The following is a 21028-nucleotide window of genomic DNA, read 5'->3' as shown; positions in this document are numbered from 1 at the left end:
CTAAATACCTCCATAATAAGTCGCTTCCGGGTTATTTACCCAGATCACTGTATTGTTAGATAACGGTTGATTCATCTCGCAAGAAATTTTCTTTTTGGCGATTAAGTTCCAAGTATGCTGAATACCAATCAATAGGTTTGTTTCGGACTTGAAGAGATAGGCCGCTAACTCGTTGACCTTGCAATGGCCGATTTTCTCCAGCGTATCAACTAACTGGTCAAGGATATCCTGATTGTACTGTCCTTTATTAAACCGCTTTAGGTAGTTAAGGTTCTCAAGATATTGGTCGTGAATACGCTTTTCATCATAGATATGGAACAGCCAACCTTGCTCTTTTGCGTAAGCTAGGCCAGCCTTAAATTTAGTTCTAAGATCAGGCCAATTTTCTTTGAGCTTTTTGTGGGGTTTGATTTCAGCAAGAATTGGCTTAGGTGTGCTCTCAGGATGGTAAAATCCACGAGAAGAAAAAATGATTAACATGTCGGGTGTATAGGTGCTTTTATTGCCTTTTTCCGTGGTATATGGAATCTCAACGGGTTGTGTAACTACGTCAAGGACAGCATCGTTAAACTCAAGCTTTCGTAGGAAATGCTTTTCAAGCTGTGATTCGAACCAAATAATCTTTTCATTTCGAAAAGGGTAGTTGCCGGATATACTGCCGTAAACTGTTAGATGTTTTCTTACTGGTTGTATGTTGTGCATTGGCTTTTATAAACCCCTGTGATTTGTTAGAGCTTATTTCTGTATGATCGAAGCTTGGTAGAACTTAATCATGTCTTTTTGTAGAGCTTAATTTTGTAAATTTAATGCTAAGGTGTTGATTGATGGTAAGAAGTGTAGCATTTATTTCTAGAAATGACAGCGGTCAAAATCCGAAACCCGGCGCGTTATCGCTTGCCCATTATGGGCTCATTTTTTTCGATGAAATGCCCGAGTTTAATCGTGATGTGTTGGAAGCCTTACGCGAACCCTTAGAAACCAAACAAGTGCATATCGCACGCGTCAAACAACACATCACTTTTCCGTGTGATACCTTATTTATTGGTGCATTCAACCCAAGCCCGAGTGGTTTTTTTGCCGACGATCCAAGGTGTAAAGACACGCCAGATCAAATCGCGCGTTATCAACGCAAAATCTCCGGCCCGATATTGGATCGTATAGATCTGCATCTGCAAGTGCCCGCTGTCGAAGTCGATCAGCTTACCGCCGCACCAGACGAAAATGCTGAAACCAGTGCCCAAGTACGTGTTCGTGTGTCGCAAGTTCGCGCGCGTCAAATCCAACGCCAGGGTTGTTTAAATGCCGAGCTTTCGGTGTCGCAACTTGAGCAACAGGTTGCTTTAAGCGATGAGGCGCAAGCTTTTTTAAAACAAGGCATAGAGCGTTTAGGGTTGTCCGCACGCAGTTATCATAAAATTTTACGCATCGCTCGCACCTTAGCGGATATGGCCTCGTCCGAATCGGTAGAAAACCAACATTTAGCCGAAGCCTTGGGCTATCGAAGCCTCGAACGTCAAGGGTTAGCTTAGTGTTTGAATCCTTATTTATTAGTGCGTTTATTGTTGGCTTACTCGGCGGGGTACATTGTTTAGGAATGTGTGGCGGCGTGGTGGGTACTTTAACTTTTAGCTTATCGCCGAAACACCAAGTTAGTCAGTGGCGCATGTTACCTTATCAACTCGCCTATAACCTCGGGCGCATCAGCAGCTATATGATCGCAGGAGCATTGATTGGGTTGTTTGCCGCTTCGCTTAGTAGCCTCGTGCCGTTTTTACCCTTTCAACAAGCCTTACAAGTTTTTGCGGGTCTGTTTATGATCGCCTTGGGTTTATATTTGGCTGGTTGGTGGCACGGTGTGATTGTGATTGAACGTGTTGGCGGTGCATTATGGCAACGCTTGCAACCCTATACCCAAAAACTAACGCCCGTAAAAACGCTACCGCAGGCCTGGTTGTATGGATTGGTTTGGGGATGGTTGCCGTGCGGTTTGGTTTATAGCGTGCTCATTATGGCGTTCAGCGCGGCGTCTATGACTCAAGGGGCTTTGGTGATGCTGGCGTTTGGCCTCGGCACCTTGCCCAACTTAATGTTAATGGGCGTGTTTGCGTTTTATTTCACCCGTCTGGCGCGCACACTTTGGGTGAAACGTTTAGCGGGTCTATCGGTGATGTTAATGGGCGGCTGGCAAATTTATTTAGGCTTGAGTTTAAATATTGCACCTTAAAAAAGGAAAACAGATGAAACATTGGATATTGCTTAGTTTATTCAGTTTGTTATTACTCGGTTGCAGTGATAATCAACCTACTGAAGTCGGTGGGCCGGGAGACTCGCGTTTACCGATTCATGTTGTACTTTCCGAACATGAAACCCACGGTCACACCATCGCGCGGCATGTCGGTAAAACCGACGCTTATTTAATGGAACGGTTACAAAAAAATAAGCGCCTCAAAACGGTTTCGACTTTTAGTTCTCTAACGATGGCTGAAGCCTCGGTCAACGCGGTATTAAATCTAAAGCGCGCTGAAGTCGCGGATTGGTGGCATGGGGATTTGGCCCGCCAAGCCTTTTTTGCCCGCGTGCCGACGCATGGCTCCTATATGACGCGCGCGATGCTAGAGCAACAAGGCGAGCGGGTACAAAGTCAGCCAGTGCCTCAACAAGCCGTGGTGCGCGTGGTGTTGGCTCGCAAAGCGGATGGCTTTTACGTGCTGACGGCGTTTCCGCAACCGGATAATTAAGCATGGATTGGCAACAACAAGACGAGTTTTTACAACGCTGGCCAGGGTTACACAGTTTGCTCGCGGCCTATATTGCAATTGAAGAAGATAGCGAAGAGGCTGGAGTTCAGGCGTTTAAACACGAAAATCCGCATCAAACCCAAGCAACACTGCAAGCGCTAAACGAGTTGCTCGAAACCCACCACCAGGCCTGGTGGTTACTGGCTGCTAATCTGGCATCGCAACAACCGGCCGACCACCAGGCCTGGTTGCAAGGTTTAGTTAAGCAACTACAGGAGGACGAATGAGTTTGTACGAAATGCTCTTAATTGTGCCCGCTATTTTGGTCGTAATCGCATTGGGAATGGTTGTGTTAGCCTTTGTGCAATATACGCCCGGCGAAATTTTCCGAACGGTTGGCTTATGGTTTAAAGCTAACGCGCTGGCCTTGGGTTTATATGCGGGTGCGTTAGTGTTGTTGGCCGTCTTCTTGGTGTAATGGATAAACCATCCGGTTTTATTTAAGGTTATTAAAAAGGGTTTCTTACATGCTTAATTTAGACGAAGCACTCAATATGGACTTTAGTCAAAAAGTGGTTGTGCAAACTGAAAGCATGGATTGGCTAGGTAGCCGGGCTGATAACGTATTGCGCAAACCCTTAGAAAGAGAATTTGCTGAATCGGGAAGAGCCACCAGCATCGTACAGTTTTTGTCTGGTTCTCATTTTCCTGCGCATCAACATGGCTTGGGTGAAGAAATATTTGTGTTAGAAGGCATTTTCTCGGATGAAAATGGCGATTATCCGGCTGGCACCTATTTACGCAACCCGCCTGGATCAATCCACTCTCCGCACTCCAAAGAAGGCTGTGTTATTTTTGTGAAATTAGAACAGTTTTCGCCAGAAGATACGGAAAAAGTGGTGTTTGATACGAATCAAGCCATCATGCAACCTGGTATTGGTAATTTAGAGGTCTTAAGTTTACATAGCTTTCAAACTGAACATACGGCACTCGTATATTGGCCACCCGGCGAACAATTCCAACCGCATCGTCATTGGGGTGGTGAAGAAATTTTGGTGATTAAAGGCGAGTTTATTGATGAGCATGGTCGCTACCCAAAAGGCACATGGATACGGAGTCCACACTTAAGTTTACATAACCCATATGTAGAAGAAGAAACCTTAATTTATGTTAAGACCGGACACCTGTAGAAGTAAAAGACTATGCTCATTTTTGACCAGTATTGTGATTGTGATGTTAAGCGGCTAGTTCAAGCCGCTTAACATCGAATCAAAGGCGGTCGGATCTAGGCCAAGTCCGGCGCAAACAAATTGCTAATGATCTCGAAACCACGGACATTTATTAGTGAACCTGGCCTGTTGGTTAGTGTTAGTTACTGTTTAATTGTGCGCGAAATGGTGTAATCTTTACCTTGCTTGACCTTGTCGTAATAGCCAAACACTTCCATGAAATTACGTTTCATATAATCCCGTAATCCATTAATGGTCACCACCACCAGTTGGCCGCCAGGAGCCATCTGTTCGTGGATATCGTGTAACATAATGCTCATCATTTCTTTGCCCACTTTGGCTGGCATGTTAGATACCACGGTGGTGAACTGGATATTTTTAGGCACGTTGCTTAAACCGTTCGACAAATAAGCTTTGGCGTTACTTAAACAATTTAGGTCGGCATTTTTGTTGGCGTATTCCACGGCCATAAAATCTTTATCGACCATATGCACTTCGCCTTGCGGTGCATTAGCCGCAATCGCCAAGCCTAATGGACCATAGCCACAGCCCAGATCTAACACAACTTCATTCGGTTGGATTTTAAGATGACGTAGCAACAGCTCGGTGCCAGCATCAATTTCGCGCGGGCTAAAAATGCCCCAAGTGCTTCGAAAGGTCAGGTTGTGACCGAATAAGTTGGTGTTAAATTCGAGATCTTGTTTTAGCTGGTCAATGCTGGCCATTTTTTTATTTTCCACTGTGTTTTGATTTATCATATTGTACCCTTTTCATTTGAGTGACACGCGCAAACATGCACAGCCTAAACCCTCGACAATTAGAAGCCGTTTTGCACATCGACACGCCGTTATTGGTGTTGGCGGGCGCGGGTAGTGGCAAGACGCGTGTTATCACCGAGAAAATTGCTCATCTGGTGCGCAAGCACGACTACAAGCCGCACAATATTTATGCCGTCACCTTTACTAATAAGGCCGCGCGTGAGATGAAAGAGCGTGTGTCCAAGTTAATGGTGGATGAGCCAATAAAAGGTCTTAACGTCTCCACCTTTCATAACTTGGGTCTGAATATCATTCGCCAGGAATACAAGGCACTGAACTACAAAGCCAATTTCTCGATTATGGATTCGACCGATACCGGTCAGATTTTGAAAGAGCTGATGCGCAAAAACGATCTTGATCCAGAAGAGTTGGATGGTGTGCAGTGGACCATTTCGGGCTGGAAAAACCAACATATCGCACCCCAAACCGCGCTAGAATTGGCCGAAAATCCATTGGAGCAAGCGCGTGCTCGGCTTTATGGTGCCTATCAAAAACAGTTGCACGCTTATAACGCAGTGGATTTTGATGATTTGATTGGCTTGCCGGTGCGTTTGTTTAACGAAAACCCAGAAATCTTAACCAAGTGGCAAAACAAAGTGCGCTATTTGTTGGTGGATGAGTATCAAGACACCAATGCGGCGCAGTATCAATTGGTCACCCAGTTGGTTGGTTTAGGTGGCAAACTCACGGTGGTAGGCGACGACGACCAATCCATCTATGCTTGGCGTGGCGCACAGCCCGAAAACCTCGCCTTATTACAACAAGACTTTCCTGGTTTGCATTTGGTCAAACTCGAGCAAAATTACCGCTCCAGTCAGCGCATTTTGAACAGCGCCAACCAATTGATTGCCAATAACCCACACGTATTCGACAAGCTTTTGTGGAGTGAGATGGGGTTAGGCGATCCAATCCGCGTGATTGGATGCGCCAACGAAAACCAAGAGGCCGAACGCGTGGTGTCGGAGATTATTGTGCATAAGTTTAAATATCGCACTAAAAACCGCGACTATGCGATTTTATATCGCGGCAACCACCAGGCTCGCTTAATTGAACGTGCGTTACGTGAACAAAACTTGCCTTATATTTTGTCGGGCGGCCAATCGTTTTTTGAACGTGCGGAAATTAAAGATGTGATGTCTTATCTTAAATTAATTGTTAATCCAGATGACGACGCGGCGTTTTTACGCATTATCAATACACCGCGCCGCGAAATTGGCGCGGGCACGTTAGAGAAGCTTGCCACCTACGCCACCAATCGGGGCATTAGCTTATTCGACGCCAGCCAAGAGTTTGGCCTCACCCAAATCTTGAAAGAAAAATCGCTCAAACGCGTGCAGTATTTTGGCGCGTTATTATTGGAGTGGGTGAAAGAGGCCGAGAATGTCGAAGGCAAAGATTTAATTCCGTTTGTTCGCAGTGTGCTGGATAAAATTGAATACGACAACTGGTTAATGGAAACCGCCAGCAGTGTCAAAACCGCCGAACGTCGTATCGAAAACGTGCGTGACTTGATTCTCTGGATTGAACGTATAGTCACTAAAGCGCATGAAGAAGATGGCGAAGAGCTCAAGCTCGCCAAAGTCGTATCGCACATGACGCTGATGGATATTTTGGAGCGCAACGAAGAAGAAGCCGATCACGATATGATCAGCTTAATGACCTTGCACGCCTCAAAAGGTTTGGAATTTCCGCATGTGTTTTTGATTGGGGTGGAAGAAGAAATGCTGCCGCACAAACAAAACCTCGAATCACCAGGCTTGGAAGAAGAACGCCGTTTAGCCTATGTTGGTATTACACGCGCCCAACGCAGTTTAACCATTACCTATGCACAAAAACGCCGCAAATACGGTGAAGACACGCCCTGTGAAGCCAGTCGATTCCTGCACGAACTTCCCGAAGACGCCTTGCACTGGGAAGGCAAACCCGGCGTTGAACTCAGCCAAGAAGAAGTCAAAGACCACGGCAATGCTCACATGGCGAATATTCGCGCGATGTTAGCGTCAAAACTGGATGATTAAACCTTTTTCACAAACTCGGTTTTAAGGCTCATTTGGCCGATGCCGTCGATTTTGCAGTCGATGTCGTGGTCGCCGTCTTTTAGACGAATGTTTTTCACTTTGGTGCCGACTTTCACCACCAGCGATGAGCCTTTCACTTTTAAATCTTTAATCACCGTGACCGTGTCGCCGTCTTGCAGAATTGTGCCATTCGCATCTTTGTACACTTTTTCGTCCGACTCTTGCGTGGCGTGTTTTGACCATTCATGCGCACACTCAGGGCAAATATACATTTCGCCATCTTCGTAGGTATATTCGGAGCCGCATTTTGGGCAATTCGGTAATTCACTCATCGTCTAACCTTTAATCTAACCGTCAAAACCCGTTATTATAGTGGGTCAACTGTAAACGAGGGAAAAACATGCAACAGACCCAACAGCAAATATTACGTCATCATGGTGGTGATGGTGAACACGCGCGTCAAATGATTAGTCAAACTTATGCCGAACGTCATGATGAAGCCTTTTGGCAGTTTTGGCAGCAACAGATGCAGGGTGTGATTAAGCCGAGTGATACCTTAATGGACTTGGGCGCGGGAACGGGTTTGTTTGTGCAAGACTTGGCGCAGCGTTATCCCGATTCGAAGGTGATTGGCATTGAGGCTGCGCCTTATATGTTAGAGGCGTTGGTGGGTTTACCGGCGAATGCGCGTATTGAGTTAGATGATTTAAATGCACCAGGCCTGGTGGTGGCTGAGAATTCGGTGGCCGCAATTATGACCAACTTAGTGGTGCATGAAGTGATTCAGCCGGTGTTGATGTTTCAAGCGGCGTATCGTTGGTTAAAACCGGGCGGTCGTTTTTGTGTGATTGACTTGGTTCGTCAGCCATTAGAGGATTACTTAACCCACCGTTATCCGCAAGCCGAAATCTCCCAAGGCCAGCTTAAACGCGAAGACCTGGAAGATGCGTTTGAGCATTTTTTAGAACATAATCGTTATCACGCCGCCGACATTATTTATATGCTCGAAGCGGTTGGTTTTAATTTAGTCGATCAAGCACCACTTAAAAATGGTCGCATGGTACGTTTGGTGGTGGAAAAACCCGCGCAGGTGGGCGCATGATTCCAGCGTTTCAATTTGCAAAAATGCCTGCCATACAATTTGGTTGGGGAATCACCGACCAAAAACTCGCTGACGCATTATTGGCGCAAACACAGCGATCGTTCATGTTAATCAGTAGCGGTTATGCCGACCAACACTTTGTTGAACCACGTTTAACCAGGTTGTTTGAGCAGCGAAGCGTGCATCGTGTAGTTGTACAAGGCGAACCCTCTGCGGACATGATTGATAACCTAGTTAAGCAAGCGCCAGAAGACATTGAACTGGTGGTGGGTTTTGGCGGTGGCAGCGTGTTGGATGCGGCCAAAGCCGTGGCTGGTTTATTGCCAGAGCGTTTTTCGGTGGTGGATTATTTAGAGGGCGTGGGCTGTGATCGAAAGCTTGAAACCGATCCGCTGCCGTTTATTGCGATACCGACCACCGCCGGAACCGGCTCCGAAACTACAAAAAACGCCGTTATTTCACGCTTAGGCGAGTTTAAAAAATCCTTTCGAGATGATCGTCTGGTCGCCCATCAGGCCTGGTTGGACCCGGCTTTTTTAACGCATTGTCCGCCGAATGTGCTTTACGCCACGGCGATGGACGCGTTTACGCAATTGCTTGAGTCTTATACCACCCTGAAAGCCAACCCCATCACGGATGCGTTGGCCTGGCAGGGTATGGAGTTGTTTAACGGTGCATTCGATTTAATTCAATCAAGCGAGGACTCGGAGCGCCAAGAAGGTTATGGGCGTTTAATGTTAGCGGCGAGCTTGTCAGGCATGACGTTAGCTAATGCGGGGTTGGGCGCGGTGCACGGTTTAGCCGGACCGATTGGTGCATTTTTTAAAGCACCGCATGGTTTGGTGTGTGCCAAATTGCTCGCACCCATTACGCGCGCAAATATTGAAGCGTTGTTGTCGAGTGATGCGGAGCACGCGCCGCAAACGCTCGCTAAATATACTGAAGTGTCGCAGTTATTACTGGGTTATGCTGACCTACCAGGCATGGTGATGGCATTGGAAAACATAGTCGACACTCATCTTCCGCAAGGTTTGGCCGAATTTGGTTTGCGTGCAGATAACGTGCAGCCAATTCTCGATCATTGTCGCAGCGGCAGCATGTTGGGTAATCCACTGGTGTTATCCGACCAAGCGTTAAAACAGGCGATGCTAGAAGCACTTTAATTTCGCGAATCACAAAGCACTCGACCTGGTTGTTAAAAATCAGGCTTGGGGATACAATCAATATAAATTTTATACAAATGGTTACCTTGATTAGTAAAGGGATAAATATGAAGTCAACGTTATTTTCGATGGCCGCGCTCGTGTTGAGCTTAACGTTTGTGCTACCGCAGCCGGCGGAAGCCAAGCGTTTTGGTGGCGGTGGCAGTTTTGGAAAACAAAAATCCATGACTATGCAACAGCGTCAAGCGCCTGCACAGAAGCAGCAAGCGGCGCAAACCCCACGTCAAGGCGCTAAAGCCGGTCAAGCGGCGACGGGTTCTGCTAAATGGTTAGGACCTTTGGCGGGTTTAGCTGCAGGCGGTTTTCTGGCTTGGATGATTTTCGGTGAAGGCTTTGAAGGGTTCCAGTTTTTCGACATTTTGTTGGTGGCGTTATTAATTATGGGTTTGATGATGTTTTTGCGCGCTCGTCAACGTCAGCAACAAACGTTGGCTTACGAACAAGGCTCAGAGCCTCAAACCCGTCAGTCGCAGCCGCCGATTTATGAGCGTGCAAATAGTGCGCCGTCGGCGAATACAGACCGCAATGCGGAACCGCTTGTGCCGGTCATTGGCTCGGGTTTAAGCGATTACGCACAACATGGTGTGGATGCACCGGCTTGGTTTGATCAGGCCAGTTTTGTAGAGGGTGCGAAACAGCATTTTATGGCGATTCAAGCGGCTTGGGATCGCGCTGATGCGACTGAAATTAAAAGCTATTGTACTCCCGAGTTATTTGCAGAATTACAAGGCTTAATGCAGCAAGTTCAAGCTGGCGAAAACCATACTGCGGTCGATACCCTTTATACAGAGGTATTGGATCAATCTTTGGAAGATGAGTATTTTGTCGTGAGCTTAGGGTTTAGTGGCTTTATTAAAGAGTCTCATGATGAGCCTGCTCACGCCTTTAATGAAATTTGGCATATTCGCCGTTTAGCCAAAGGCGAAGGCGATTGGCAAATTGCAGGGATTCAACAGCCGTTTTAAACACGCGGGATTTAGATAATAAAAAATAAATAAAACAGTCAAGAATAGAGGAAAACCTCAACTGACTTTTCTGAGGATACAAATATGATGCAATTAAAAAAAGTGTTAGCGGTCACGTTAGTGTTGGGTGCACTGGGCTTAACTGGCTGCGAAAAAGAACCCGCCAAAATCGTGAGTGCTCAATTGTTAACTGATATAGACCGAGGTTCAGGTAACTTTTCGCGTGTGCTGGAAATTTGTTTGGATCACCCGGTGGCCATTAAGTCGCCTTATTATCATACGATGCAGCTCGTTACCAATGACGGCTATGAGTTAAAAGGCAGCAGCTGGTTGCGTCATGCTGCGTCAGACCCTAACAACAACTGTCAGTTGCGTAATGTCTATTTGTATCTTGGCAAAGATGATCCGCCCGGTTCTCGTCAGTTAATCGACCAGTTTGTGCGCCCAGGCAATATTAAAGAGCTGAAGCTGGAATTGTTTGCCGAAGAGCCGCAAACCGGACGTGAAAAACCCATGTCATCGAAAACCTTCCGCAATATATAAGTTTAATTTTACGTCTAATAGCACCAGGCCTGGTGCTAATTGAAGTAACCAGGCCTGGTGATTAATTTAAGAGAATCCCTTGTCCCACTATTCAACCCTGCCTTACGCTTATGGCGTACCCAATGCTCAAGCCCGTATTAAATCCGAACCGGCTGACTTTCAAGTCGAAGAAACCATTGCTTATTCGCTCAGTGGTGAAGGCGAACATTTATGGTTATGGGTTGAAAAACAAGGCGAAAACACCGATTGGGCCGCGCAACACTTAGCCAAATGGGCGGGCATTCGATTGCGCGATATTGGCTACGCCGGGTTAAAAGACCGTCACGGTATTACGCGCCAATGGTTCAGTCTATATCTGCCTGGGCGCGAAAATCCGGATTTTGCCGCATTTCAATTTGATTCCATGCGCATCCTCAAACACACGCGTCACCAACGCAAGCTGCAAACGGGCGGCTTAAGTGGTAATCGGTTTATTCTCACTTTGCGAGACGTGAGCGGTGATCAAGCCGAAATCGAACAACGTCTAGAGCAAATTCAAACCCAAGGTGTGCCCAACTATTTTGGTGAGCAACGTTTTGGTCGAAACGAACATAATCTCGTCATGGCGCAGCGTTTTTTTGACGGCGAACTCACGCGTTTAAAACCGGCGCAACGCAGCCTCTATATCTCATCCGCGCGTTCGTTTATTTTTAACGAAATTTTAGCCGAGCGCGTACGCCAACAAGCTTGGAACCAGGCCTGGCCGGGCGATGTATTTCAGTTGGAAGGCTCGGATAAATGGTTTGTGGACGATGCGTCGAACGAATTAATCGAGCGTGTAAATGAACTTGATATTCACCCTACCGGCGCACTGGTGGGGGCAGGGGAATTAGCCACACAGCAGGCCGCACTCAAGCTCGAAACCCAAGTGCTCACCAAGTACCAGGCCTGGTACCAAGCCCTTGCGGATTTAGGTTTAAAACAAGAGCGCCGCGCTTTGCGGGTTTTGCCCAAAAAACTGAACTGGCAATGGGTCGATAATCAAACATTACAAGTCGATTTTAGCTTGGCACCGGGGCGCTACGCCACGGTGGTGATTCGAGAATTGTTCACTATTCTCACACTATAAAAAAGGTTTAATAAACTTTTGAATATATTGCTATATAATGCATCCATTATATAAAGATAAGTATTTTTACAGTTACCGACTTAACAAATAAGAGCAAAGAGGTGCCTATGTCGATTAAAAACAGAATTCTCAGCCTAGTAGTGGGGTTGTTAGCTTTTTCGGTGCTTGCTATAAGCATTGGGCTTAATGAAATGCGTGCATTTAATAATGATCTACATGCGCTGTATGACGATCGAATCGTACCTTTGCAGGATTTAAAAGGGATTGCAGATTCTTACGCAGTCAATATTGTGGATACCAACCACAAATTAAGAAATGGCAATATCAGTTGGCAAGAAGCTGAAAAAAATATTGTGAGCGCTCAAAAGGATATTAAACAGCTTTGGGATGGCTATATGGCCACAACCTTAACTGAACAAGAAGCTAAGCTCGCACAAACGGCTCAAAGTTTAATGCAGCCAGCTGACCGTGCAGTTGAAACCTTGCTTGGTTTTGTAAAAGCACGTGATATGCAGGCCTTAACTCAGTTTAGTATTAACGAACTTTATCCAGTTATCGATCCAATCTCAGAAGCTATTACCGATTTAGTGAATTTACAGTTAAAAGTTGCGGGTGAGTTAAATGAATCGGCACAATCCAACTATGAATCCACCATGATGATCGCGATTGTTGGCTCGATTCTAATATTCATACTGGCTATATTATTTTCACGCGTGACCTTATTGGCTGTAACACGACCATTAAATGAGTTAGTAAGAGTGTCTCGCCATGTGCAACAAAAAGGCGACTTTAGTGCGCGTGTTAAAGTATCCAAAATGGATGAGGTGGGCATTGCGGCTTCGGCCTTTAATGAACTACTTGAAAACATGGCTAAAGCCATTACAGATGCGAATCGTGTGGTAGGAGCCATTGCTCAATCAGACTTTAGTCAACGTGTAAATGCCCAATATGTTGGCGATCTAGATAAGTTAAAACAAGGCGTTAATGCCTCGGCTGATCAAGTTGACTTTATGATGAAAGAGTTAGCAAAAGTCATGCAAGCCATGTATAACGGTCAGTTTGATGCCAAGATGGATGAGCGTGTACCGCGCGCCTTTAGCGAACAGGTAGAAAGTGCATTAAGCAGTATTAATCAAGTGATCGTTGAGATTAATAATGTGATGCATTATATGAACCAAGGTAAATTCCAACACCGTGTTAACACTGAAGCACGAGGAGAGTTGGCTACACTTAAACAAAATATTAATAGCTCAATGAGCGCCTTACAGGCTGCGATTGAAGATATTACACGTGTGGTTGTGGCACAATCTGAAGGCGATTTAACTCAGAATATCACCAATGAATATCATGGTGATTTACGTATGTTGACCGAAGCCGTGAACACCTCAGCAGCAAAATTAACCGATGTGGTTTCTAAAGCGATTGAGGCATCTGATATCGTCCATTCTGCGGCGGACGAAGTTTCCAAGGGGGCGCTTGATTTAAGTCAGCGAGTACAAGAGCAAGCTGCGGCGTTAGAGGAAACATCGGCTACTATGGATGAGATGAATTCAGCCGTCCAAAATAATACAGAAAATGCCAAACAAGCGACCCATGTGGCCGAAAACGTGCAAAAGCAAGCGAACCAAGGTTCGCAAGTGATGCAACAAACCATTGAAGCGATGAACTCGATTCAAGAGTCGAGTCATAAGATTTCCGAGATCGTCACCTTAATTGATGGCATTGCCTTCCAAACTAACTTACTTGCCTTAAACGCGGCGGTTGAAGCGGCGCGTGCCGGTGATCATGGTCGTGGCTTTGCGGTAGTCGCTGGTGAAGTACGTGCGTTAGCGCAGAAATCGGCCGAAGCGGCTAAAGACATTTCAGCCTTAATCGGTGAAAGTGTGTCACGTATCGATCAGGGGACCAAGCTGGCCTCCGAATCAGGGGAAATGTTAAACGCCATTACTGGCTCGGTAGAAGAAGTAACGCAAATGATCTCACAAATTGCCCGCGCTTCAGCCGAGCAAGCTGAAGGTGTGAATCAAGTGCATCAGGCGATTGCTGATATTGATCAGGTTACTCAGCAAAATGCCGCTTTGGTTGAAGAAACCTCTGCCGCCTCAGAAAGCATGAGTGAACAAGCGGCTAACTTAAGTCAAGATATGGCGTTCTTTAATACAGGACATGCCAACAAAAGAATCACGTCAACTTCAAAGCCTAAAGCATTAACACAACAGTCGGAAACACCTAAAGCATTGGCTAAGCCAGCTGACAAACCTGGCAAATCAAAATCTACTAGTTCAAAGGATCAAAAATCGGCTAGAATGGAACAAAATGATGAATGGAGTGAATTCTAATGAGCGAATCACAAGCCGCAGCGGCGGAGCAAGCCACTCAAGATATCGAGCGTGAGATTGGCTTAAAAGGTGGGGATCAAGATCAGTTCCTAACTTTTATTTTAGGCGATGAAACCTACGGCATTGATATTTTACGCGTGCAAGAAATTCGTGGTTGGGAAAGTCCGACTCAATTGCCCAATATGCCTGGGTATGTCAAAGGCGTCATTAATATGCGTGGTGCGGTGGTACCGATTATTGACATGCGCGAACGTTTTAATATTAGCAAGCCAACATATGATGAAAGTACGGTGGTGATCGTGATACACGTCAATCACCGCGCAGAAGGTTCGGAAATGGAAGTGCAAAAAACCATCGGCTTGGTGGTAGATGGCGTATCCGATGTACACGATGTCAATATTGATCAGCTTCAGCACTCGCCGTCGTTTGGTGATAATAAAGCCGTCAGCGAAGAGTATGTGCGCGGTTTGGCGACCTTAGAAGAGATTATGGTGATTATCCTGAACATCGACTTACTTGCCAATCAAGGTATTTTCAACGAAGTGAAGCACTTTAAAAGACATTAAAAACGTAAATTCAAGACATACTTTTCCACCATAAAAACCGGCTTTTGCCGGTTTTTTTATCTCTCCAAAAACAACTCTAAAGACTAATTGCATAAATAATATAATCTGATCTTTATAATTGAGTAAAATCAATTGCGGATCACTATGAACATTTTATGCTTATTTCAGGGTGGCTATTCGGATACATTTGTTTCGATAAGTAATTAATAATCCCAAGTATCTCTTCAATCGTTTTTTATGGAGTCACCATGTCAATTCGTTTACGTTTAATCATAATGTCACTAATCTCATTTTTATCTCTCGCCATACTGGCGGGTCTGGGCTATATGGGTAATGATCGTTTAAAGAATACGGTCATTTATAATGATGGCCTATCTGAATTACGAGCGTTAGTGAATCTTGACAGCTCATTATTGAATATCCATAACCAATATTTATTGACATTGCAACATGACCCAAAAGACCCGGAAATCGTAAGTATGCATGATCATGAGCAAACCATGCATTTTGAACAAATGTTGGCTTATCGAGACAAGATAGAAAAGCAGCTCAAAGAGTTTTATGCACATCATCAAGCACACTATGTTGCGGAAGAAATGAAACGTTTTCAAACTAGTTTAGATACTTATCTATCCAGTGTTGAAACCGGTATTGAGCTATTTCGAAGTGGTCAATATAACCAAGCTAACTTGCATTTACTGACTAAGATGAATCCTCAGGTTCGCGAGGCTCTAATTTTAAATCAGCAAGCCCGTTCACAAACCATGACGCTTGCTAGACAAGCGCAGTTAGAAGCAGAAGATTTTGCTAATAGTCAGAGTAATTTAATGTTGCTGCTAGGCGTATTATTTTTGGCATTAATCGGCCTTATATCTTGGTTCACTACTCAGTCAATCAGAAAGGGCATTATCCAAACCGTAAACTCCGTCACGGATATTGCGCAATCCATGAAGTTTGACACTAAAGTTAAGCCAACCAAAGATGAACTCAATCAAATTTCTACCGCATTAAATGGCATGTTGAAAAGTGTTTACAACAGTATTTTGGAAGCCAATTCGGTTGTAGGTGCGATGGCAAATGGGCAATTCGATAAGCGTATTCAGGCCGATTTGAAGGGTGATTTAGCTGAACTGAAGCAAGGCGTAAATGGTTCGGTTGAAAGTGTAGAGTTTATGATGTCTGAGCTGTCTAAAATTATGCAGGCTCTGCATGAAGGTCGGTTTGATGCCAAGATGGATGAACGTGTACCGAAGGCATTCAGTCAGCAAGTCGAAGCCGCTTTGGGAAGTCTTGATAATGTTATTGATGAAGTGAATGAGATTATGAATTCGATGGCACAAGGTGCGTTTTCGCAACGAGTGAAAGTGGTTGCAAAGGGTCAGTTGGACACCCTTAAAAACAACGTGAATCAGTCAATGGACGAATTAGAGGCGGCGGTCGCCGATATTACGAAAGTTGTTATTGCTCAGTCTGAGGGCGATTTAACTCAAACTATAAAAGCAGAGTATCAAGGTCAGTTGGATGTTTTAAAACAAGCGATTAACAAATCCACTCAAAATCTAGATGAGATTGTGTCGATTGCGGTTGAAACCGCCGAGTCGGTTAGCCATGCTTCGCTAGAGGTCGCGCAAGGTTCGATGGATTTAAGTGATCGTGTGCAAAGACAGGCCGCTGCAATCGAACAAAGTTCGGCGACTATGGAGGAGTTTAGTGCTGCGGTGCAAAACAATGCGCAAAATTCCCAGGAAGCGACTGAGCTTGAGCGAGTGGTTGAGACTAAGGCAAAGCAGGCGTCTAAGGTTATGGCATCTACGATTGAAGCCATGAATGCGATTCAACAATCCAGCCATAAAATTTCGGAAATTGTAACCTTGATTGATGGTATTGCTTTTCAAACCAACTTACTAGCACTCAACGCAGCGGTAGAAGCCGCGCGAGCGGGCGAACACGGACGTGGCTTTGCTGTTGTAGCGGGTGAGGTGCGAGCGTTAGCGCAAAAATCAGCCGATGCCGCCAAGGATATTACTGGCTTAATTAACGAAAGTGTGGATCGCATAAATCAAGGCACCAAGTTAGCCTCGGAATCAGGCGAGGTCATCAATGAAATCGCGGTATCAATCGAACGCGCCACCGAAATGAGTGTTGAAATTTCAAATGCCTCCTCCGAGCAGTCAGAAGGAGTGTTGCAATTGCAAAAAGCGATTTCTGAAATTGATGAAGGAACACAACAAAACGCAGCTTTGGTTGAGCAAACCTCGGCCGCGGCAGAAAGTATGCGAGAGCAATCTCATGTATTAAGTGAACGCATGGCGTTTTTTAAGACCACCCAAACCACAAAGACAAATCAAGCACCGTCCTTACCACCAAAGCGTAAAGACAAGTCTGAAACCAAGTCTTCGTTAGCGGCTCAAGCATCAACAGAGAAAACAAAAGAATCGACCAGCAAGGATGAATGGGCCGAGTTTTAACTTAACCACCAGGCCTGGTGCCTGGGGTTAATAGAGGTGCGTTAATATAAACGCGTTCTATTTCTTTTTAGAAGCGGCTTTTTTGGCCGCTTTTTTCTTATGGGGCTTTTTCTTAGCGCCGGCTTTAACCTTACTTGCGGTTAAGCGTGCTTCCAAACCTGCAATTTTACTCACTGGAATTTTAGATTGCAGGTGGTATTGAATGCGCTCTAAAGACTTTAGCTCATGACCTTCTACTAAGCTAATCGCTACACCCACATTTTGAGCACGTCCGGTGCGACCTATGCGGTGAATATAAAGGTCACCACGCAACGGCAAATCATAGTTAATAACGTGGGTGATATTTAATAAATCCAATCCACGAGCGGCCACATCCGTGGCGACCAGGACTTTGATTTTGCCTTCCTTGAACTTGCTCACTTTTTCTAAACGCTTGGCTTGAATAAAATCCCCGTGTAATACTTGGGCATTGATCTCTTGGGTTTGAAGCCATTCGGTTAAGCTGATCGCACGCTCTTTTTTATTGCAGAACACAATCGCACTTTGGCAACTTGGATCTTCCACTATGGCTTGCAGCAGCTTTTCTTTATGGGCGCGATCATCCGCAAAATATACCCATTGTTGAACTTGCGTGGATTGTTGGTTAGCCGCATCCACTTGCACAATCGTCGGCTCGTCCAATAACCGATCGGCAAAGTTTTGAATATTATGCCCGGCGAGGGTCGCAGAAAATAACGCCGCCTGAAAATCGCCTGGTAACGCATCTAATAACGCATACACATCTGGGCCTAAGCCCATATCTAACATACGATCCGCTTCATCGATAATGACCATCTCTAGATCGTGCAGTTCGATTTCTTCTTGGTTAAGCAGGTTTAATAAACGACCAGGTGTGGCGATCAGAATTTCAAAAGAACGACCTAAATTGTCAATTTGTTTGTTTTGCGCAAAGCCACCGCTAATAAGCATTGAGCGAATATGCATGCTTTGGCTTAACTGACGTACCACGGTGCGGATTTGTAAAGCCAATTCGCGCGTTGGGGCGAGCATTAAAATACGTGGCCACCGGCTTTGTTTAGGATTATCAATTAGATGTTGTAACGCTGGCAATACGAACGCCGCCGTTTTACCGGTGCCGGTGGCCGCGCCCGCTAAGACATCCTTGCCTTGCATCATCAGTGGAATCGCCGCTTGCTGGATCGGGGTGGGGCGATGAAAGTGGAGAGACTCCAATGTTTCTAATAAACAAGGGTCTAGATCTAAATCGGCAAAAGTCATGAGGGGTTACTCTTTAATAATTCGGTAACAAGGGATGTATTGTGAGGTGTCGAGCTTCATGCGTTTTTGTTCGACTAGGAAGCTTAGCAACTCATCCAAGGCTTGCATAATATCTGGGTCGCCATGCAGTTCAAATGGCCCATGTTCGGCAATCGCTTTTAAGCCGCTGGCTTTAACGTTACCTGCAACTATGCCAGAAAATGCACGGCGTAACTGCGCCGCCAATTCGTGAATCGGCTGGTTTTTACTTAAGTTTAGCTGGCTCATAGCCTCATGGGTCGGTTCAAAAGGTTGTTGCAGTGATGGGTCAATATGCAGTAACCAATTAAAATAGTAGGCATCGCTGGTGTCTTTACGGTCTTGATGTACGATATTCATGCCTTCATGCATAATGTCAGCTACTTTTTCAGGATTGTTAATCACAATTTGCAAACGGGCCAAGGCCATTTCACCCAAGGTAGCTTTAATGAAATGTTGGATCTTGTCAAAATAAAGTCGGCTGTGCTCATCCCCCGTTAAAATTAATGGGAAAGGCAAATCGGAATTTTGTGGATGCAATAACAAACTCAAAATGTACAGCAGCTCTTCTAGCGTCCCCGGCCCGCCTGGGAAAATAATAATGCCGTGACCTAAACGCACAAAAGCTTCCAAACGTTTTTCAATATCCGGCAAAATTACCAACTCGTTTACCACCGCATTAGGCGCTTCAGCCGCGATAATGCCCGGCTCGGAGATACCTATGTAGCGGCGATTATCGTAACGCTGGTTATGGTGGCCAACCCCGGCACCTTTCATGGGCGCTTTCATCACACCTGGGCCACAACCGGTACAAATATTGATTTTATATAAACCTAAGGTATAGCCAACGTGCTTGGCATATTCATATTCGTGACGAGGAATAGCATGACCACCCCAGCACACCACTATATTGGGGCGTTCATTTGGGCGTAAGGCCCCCGCATTACGCAGAATATGAAACACGGCGTTGGTAATGCCAAACGAATCATTCAGGTTAAATAAGTCTGACTCCAGCACGTCGTTGCGTGCGTAAAGCAGATCACGCACCACCGCGAACAAGTGTTCTTTTAAACCTTCAATCAATTCACCATTAACAAATGCGCGCGCGGGTGGATGGTTTAAAATAAGCTCTAAGCCGCGCCCACGAATGGTCACCTTGATATTAAAGTTCGGATTTAGCTCTAACAATTTTAAACCGCTGTCTAAATCGCTGCCGGTATTTAACACCGCAAGCGCACATAAGCGTAAGGTTTCGTTTAAACCTTTATCGCCGGTGTCGCAAAGCTGTTCGGCCTCTTGGTGAGATAAAACTTGTAGGGTGCCATTGGGGCGAATCGAAATCTGATCCATGTTTGAGGTCATAATGAACGTACTTTTTGTGTATCTTTATATGAATCAGCTTATTATGCGGCTTAAGCCGCTTGCGAGCAACTTAAAATAATTCGGCCAATGCATTGAAAAACCAAGCTCTACGCCTTATATACAGCTTAATAAATAACGCAATCTGATGAGATGGAAGCGAAAATGGAATATAAAGATTATTATCAAATTTTAGGTATAGAGCGTGGCGCGAGCGAAGCGGATATTAAAAAAGCCTATCGTAAGTTAGCGGGAAAATATCATCCTGACAAACCCACCGGTGACGAAGCCAAGTTTAAAGATTTAAGCGAAGCCTACGAGGTTTTAAGCGATAAAGAAAAACGGGCGATGTACGATCAATTTGGTTCAAACTACCAAAACGGTCAACACTTTGATCCACCACCCGGATTTGAAGGCATGTTTGGCGGTGGACAAGCCGGCGGATTTAGTGACTTTTTTGAATCCTTATTTCGCGGCCAAGGTGGTTTTGGCGGTGGCGGTTTCGGTGGTGGCTTTGGTGGTCAACGGTACCAACAAAAAGGCGACGACCAGGTGGTTAAAATTCTCGTGAGTTTAGAAGATGCGGTAAATGGCAACGAACGCACCTTAAACTTACAAGTGCCGCAGGCCGATGCGCGTGGGCAAGTGGTGACCCGTCAGAAACAAATCAAAGTCAAAATTCCGGCGGGCATCAAACAAGGCCAGCGTATTCGTCTGAGTGGTCAAGGCGGTGCTGGGTTTGGTGGCGGGCCGAATGGCGATTTGTATTTAGAAATCGACCTGCAATCGCATCCACTTTATAAGGTGAAAGACGACGATGTGTTACTGGATTTACCCCTCACCCCTTGGGAAGCGGCCTTGGGCACCAAGGTGCAAGTACCGACTCTAAAAGGCAAGGTCAACTTATCAATTCCGGCCGGCACTCAGTCGGGTAGCAAGTTGCGTATAAAAGGGCGCGGTTTAGGCAAAACCCCGGGAGATCAATATGTCGTCGTGCAAATCTATACGCCAGCGGCACAAACCGAAGACGCGAAAGCCTTCTATCAACAAATGGCGGAAAAAATGCCATTTAACCCAAGAACGCATTTTTAAATAAAAAGACCATTCCAATCAACCACCATGCCTGGTGGGTTGTAAAAGTCACTTGTTATTCTGAGTGAAGCGAAGAATTTTTATCAAAAAATTAATGAATTTAGGCATAAAAAAACCCCGCGTTTGACGGCGGGGTTTTAGGTTTTAATCTTAACTGTCTAGGA

21 protein-coding genes are annotated in these 21028 nt (G+C 45.5%); 16 read left to right on the top strand and 5 right to left on the bottom strand.

Features of this window, described 5'->3' with window-relative positions; translation table 11 throughout:
- Nucleotides 1-702, bottom strand: coding sequence for a heteromeric transposase endonuclease subunit TnsA (locus N746_RS0110010; RefSeq protein WP_029936239.1), 702 nt, complete (start codon nucleotides 700-702; stop codon nucleotides 1-3).
- A gap of 122 nt (nucleotides 703-824) precedes the next feature.
- Here N746_RS0110010 and N746_RS0110005 point away from each other — a divergent pair, with 122 nt between their 5' ends.
- The 6 genes from N746_RS0110005 to N746_RS0109980 are packed head-to-tail and all read left to right on the top strand — an operon-like array spanning nucleotide 825 to nucleotide 3928.
- Nucleotides 825-1529 (top strand): ATP-binding protein, encoded by a 705-nt coding sequence (locus tag N746_RS0110005; protein ID WP_051678622.1) that lies wholly within the window; start codon nucleotides 825-827, stop codon nucleotides 1527-1529.
- The gene (locus tag N746_RS0110000; protein WP_029936234.1) at nucleotides 1529-2224 is read left to right on the top strand and encodes a sulfite exporter TauE/SafE family protein; all 696 of its coding nucleotides are present in this window, start codon (nucleotides 1529-1531) and stop codon (nucleotides 2222-2224) included. Before N746_RS0110005 ends, N746_RS0110000 begins: the two co-directional genes overlap by 1 nt.
- A 13-nt stretch (nucleotides 2225-2237) precedes the next feature.
- Complete coding sequence (locus N746_RS10480; RefSeq protein ID WP_029936232.1) at nucleotides 2238-2738, top strand: RNase A-like domain-containing protein; 501 nt, start codon at nucleotides 2238-2240, stop codon at nucleotides 2736-2738.
- Nucleotides 2739-2740: 2 nt separating this feature from the next.
- Nucleotides 2741-3025, top strand: coding sequence for a hypothetical protein (locus N746_RS10475; RefSeq protein WP_038125950.1), 285 nt, complete (start codon nucleotides 2741-2743; stop codon nucleotides 3023-3025).
- Nucleotides 3022-3216: a hypothetical protein gene (locus N746_RS0109985; RefSeq protein WP_029936230.1), complete on the top strand. Its 195-nt coding sequence runs from the start codon at nucleotides 3022-3024 to the stop codon at nucleotides 3214-3216. The genes N746_RS10475 and N746_RS0109985 overlap by 4 nt, the downstream gene beginning before the upstream one ends.
- Nucleotides 3217-3265: 49 nt before the next feature.
- Nucleotides 3266-3928 (top strand): cupin domain-containing protein, encoded by a 663-nt coding sequence (locus N746_RS0109980; RefSeq protein WP_029936227.1) that lies wholly within the window; start codon nucleotides 3266-3268, stop codon nucleotides 3926-3928.
- 182 nt (nucleotides 3929-4110) lie between these two features.
- Here N746_RS0109980 and N746_RS0109975 read toward each other — a convergent pair whose 3' ends face one another.
- Complete coding sequence (locus N746_RS0109975; protein WP_029936225.1) at nucleotides 4111-4692, bottom strand: class I SAM-dependent methyltransferase; 582 nt, start codon at nucleotides 4690-4692, stop codon at nucleotides 4111-4113.
- 68 nt (nucleotides 4693-4760) lie between these two features.
- Between N746_RS0109975 and N746_RS0109970 the strand changes: the two genes are divergently transcribed.
- Nucleotides 4761-6803: a UvrD-helicase domain-containing protein gene (locus tag N746_RS0109970; protein WP_029936223.1), complete on the top strand. Its 2043-nt coding sequence runs from the start codon at nucleotides 4761-4763 to the stop codon at nucleotides 6801-6803.
- Here the strand turns inward: N746_RS0109970 and N746_RS0109965 are convergent.
- A complete protein-coding gene (locus tag N746_RS0109965; protein WP_029936221.1) occupies nucleotides 6800-7135 on the bottom strand; it encodes a zinc ribbon domain-containing protein YjdM in 336 nt (111 codons plus the stop codon). The genes N746_RS0109970 and N746_RS0109965 overlap by 4 nt on opposite strands.
- A 68-nt stretch (nucleotides 7136-7203) precedes the next feature.
- Between N746_RS0109965 and N746_RS0109960 the strand changes: the two genes are divergently transcribed.
- The 8 genes from N746_RS0109960 (at nucleotide 7204) to N746_RS0109925 (ending at nucleotide 17117) form a co-directional block, all read left to right on the top strand.
- Nucleotides 7204-7905, top strand: a complete 702-nt coding sequence (locus tag N746_RS0109960; RefSeq protein ID WP_029936219.1) for a class I SAM-dependent methyltransferase — start codon at nucleotides 7204-7206, stop codon at nucleotides 7903-7905.
- Entirely contained in the window at nucleotides 7902-9068 is a 1167-nt protein-coding gene (locus N746_RS0109955) for an iron-containing alcohol dehydrogenase (protein WP_029936217.1), read from the top strand. The genes N746_RS0109960 and N746_RS0109955 overlap by 4 nt, the downstream gene beginning before the upstream one ends.
- A 107-nt stretch (nucleotides 9069-9175) precedes the next feature.
- On the top strand, nucleotides 9176-10093 hold the full coding sequence (locus tag N746_RS0109950) for a Tim44 domain-containing protein (protein ID WP_029936215.1): 918 nt from the start codon (nucleotides 9176-9178) through the stop codon (nucleotides 10091-10093).
- Nucleotides 10094-10177: 84 nt separating this feature from the next.
- Entirely contained in the window at nucleotides 10178-10636 is a 459-nt protein-coding gene (locus N746_RS0109945) for a hypothetical protein (protein ID WP_029936213.1), read from the top strand.
- 79 nt (nucleotides 10637-10715) lie between these two features.
- A complete protein-coding gene (truD, locus tag N746_RS0109940) occupies nucleotides 10716-11744 on the top strand; it encodes a tRNA pseudouridine(13) synthase TruD (RefSeq protein ID WP_029936211.1) in 1029 nt (342 codons plus the stop codon).
- Nucleotides 11745-11851: 107 nt separating this feature from the next.
- A complete protein-coding gene (locus N746_RS0109935) occupies nucleotides 11852-14083 on the top strand; it encodes a HAMP domain-containing methyl-accepting chemotaxis protein (RefSeq protein WP_029936209.1) in 2232 nt (743 codons plus the stop codon).
- Nucleotides 14083-14649, top strand: a complete 567-nt coding sequence (locus tag N746_RS0109930; protein ID WP_081836019.1) for a chemotaxis protein CheW — start codon at nucleotides 14083-14085, stop codon at nucleotides 14647-14649. Before N746_RS0109935 ends, N746_RS0109930 begins: the two co-directional genes overlap by 1 nt.
- Nucleotides 14650-14897: 248 nt before the next feature.
- Entirely contained in the window at nucleotides 14898-17117 is a 2220-nt protein-coding gene (locus tag N746_RS0109925; protein ID WP_029936204.1) for a HAMP domain-containing methyl-accepting chemotaxis protein, read from the top strand.
- A 57-nt stretch (nucleotides 17118-17174) separates the two neighbouring features.
- Here N746_RS0109925 and N746_RS0109920 read toward each other — a convergent pair whose 3' ends face one another.
- Nucleotides 17175-18395 carry a DEAD/DEAH box helicase gene (locus N746_RS0109920; RefSeq protein ID WP_029936202.1) on the bottom strand — a complete coding sequence of 407 codons (1221 nt, stop codon included), beginning with the start codon at nucleotides 18393-18395 and terminating at the stop codon, nucleotides 17175-17177.
- Between the two features lie 6 nt (nucleotides 18396-18401).
- Complete coding sequence (ppnN, locus tag N746_RS0109915) at nucleotides 18402-19775, bottom strand: nucleotide 5'-monophosphate nucleosidase PpnN (protein WP_029936201.1); 1374 nt, start codon at nucleotides 19773-19775, stop codon at nucleotides 18402-18404.
- Nucleotides 19776-19937: 162 nt separating this feature from the next.
- Between ppnN and N746_RS0109910 the strand changes: the two genes are divergently transcribed.
- On the top strand, nucleotides 19938-20864 hold the full coding sequence (locus N746_RS0109910; RefSeq protein ID WP_029936198.1) for a DnaJ C-terminal domain-containing protein: 927 nt from the start codon (nucleotides 19938-19940) through the stop codon (nucleotides 20862-20864).
- Nucleotides 20865-21028 lie beyond the last annotated feature (164 nt).

It is taken from the genome of Thiomicrospira pelophila DSM 1534 (assembly GCF_000711195.1).
GTDB lineage: Bacteria > Pseudomonadota > Gammaproteobacteria > Thiomicrospirales > Thiomicrospiraceae > Thiomicrospira > Thiomicrospira pelophila.
Note: the sequence above shows the minus strand (reverse complement) of the source record. Positions and strands in the feature narration are given on the sequence as shown.

What these genes read in the sequence shown, in the direction of transcription:
- N746_RS0110010 (WP_029936239.1), bottom strand. Translation starts at nt 702, where the DNA reads ATGCACAACATACAACCAGTAAGAAAACATCTAACAGTTTACGGCAGT.
- N746_RS0109985 (WP_029936230.1), top strand. Translation starts at nt 3,022, where the DNA reads ATGAGTTTGTACGAAATGCTCTTAATTGTGCCCGCTATTTTGGTCGTA.
- N746_RS0109925 (WP_029936204.1), top strand. Translation starts at nt 14,898, where the DNA reads ATGTCAATTCGTTTACGTTTAATCATAATGTCACTAATCTCATTTTTA.
- N746_RS0109945 (WP_029936213.1), top strand. Translation starts at nt 10,178, where the DNA reads ATGATGCAATTAAAAAAAGTGTTAGCGGTCACGTTAGTGTTGGGTGCA.
- N746_RS0109975 (WP_029936225.1), bottom strand. Translation starts at nt 4,692, where the DNA reads ATGGCCAGCATTGACCAGCTAAAACAAGATCTCGAATTTAACACCAAC.
- N746_RS0109980 (WP_029936227.1), top strand. Translation starts at nt 3,266, where the DNA reads ATGCTTAATTTAGACGAAGCACTCAATATGGACTTTAGTCAAAAAGTG.
- N746_RS0109965 (WP_029936221.1), bottom strand. Translation starts at nt 7,135, where the DNA reads ATGAGTGAATTACCGAATTGCCCAAAATGCGGCTCCGAATATACCTAC.
- N746_RS0109920 (WP_029936202.1), bottom strand. Translation starts at nt 18,395, where the DNA reads ATGACTTTTGCCGATTTAGATCTAGACCCTTGTTTATTAGAAACATTG.
- N746_RS0109970 (WP_029936223.1), top strand. Translation starts at nt 4,761, where the DNA reads ATGCACAGCCTAAACCCTCGACAATTAGAAGCCGTTTTGCACATCGAC.
- ppnN (WP_029936201.1), bottom strand. Translation starts at nt 19,775, where the DNA reads ATGACCTCAAACATGGATCAGATTTCGATTCGCCCCAATGGCACCCTA.
- N746_RS10475 (WP_038125950.1), top strand. Translation starts at nt 2,741, where the DNA reads ATGGATTGGCAACAACAAGACGAGTTTTTACAACGCTGGCCAGGGTTA.
- N746_RS10480 (WP_029936232.1), top strand. Translation starts at nt 2,238, where the DNA reads ATGAAACATTGGATATTGCTTAGTTTATTCAGTTTGTTATTACTCGGT.
- N746_RS0110005 (WP_051678622.1), top strand. Translation starts at nt 825, where the DNA reads ATGGTAAGAAGTGTAGCATTTATTTCTAGAAATGACAGCGGTCAAAAT.
- N746_RS0109930 (WP_081836019.1), top strand. Translation starts at nt 14,083, where the DNA reads ATGAGCGAATCACAAGCCGCAGCGGCGGAGCAAGCCACTCAAGATATC.
- N746_RS0109935 (WP_029936209.1), top strand. Translation starts at nt 11,852, where the DNA reads ATGTCGATTAAAAACAGAATTCTCAGCCTAGTAGTGGGGTTGTTAGCT.
- N746_RS0109950 (WP_029936215.1), top strand. Translation starts at nt 9,176, where the DNA reads ATGAAGTCAACGTTATTTTCGATGGCCGCGCTCGTGTTGAGCTTAACG.
- N746_RS0109955 (WP_029936217.1), top strand. Translation starts at nt 7,902, where the DNA reads ATGATTCCAGCGTTTCAATTTGCAAAAATGCCTGCCATACAATTTGGT.
- N746_RS0109910 (WP_029936198.1), top strand. Translation starts at nt 19,938, where the DNA reads ATGGAATATAAAGATTATTATCAAATTTTAGGTATAGAGCGTGGCGCG.
- N746_RS0109960 (WP_029936219.1), top strand. Translation starts at nt 7,204, where the DNA reads ATGCAACAGACCCAACAGCAAATATTACGTCATCATGGTGGTGATGGT.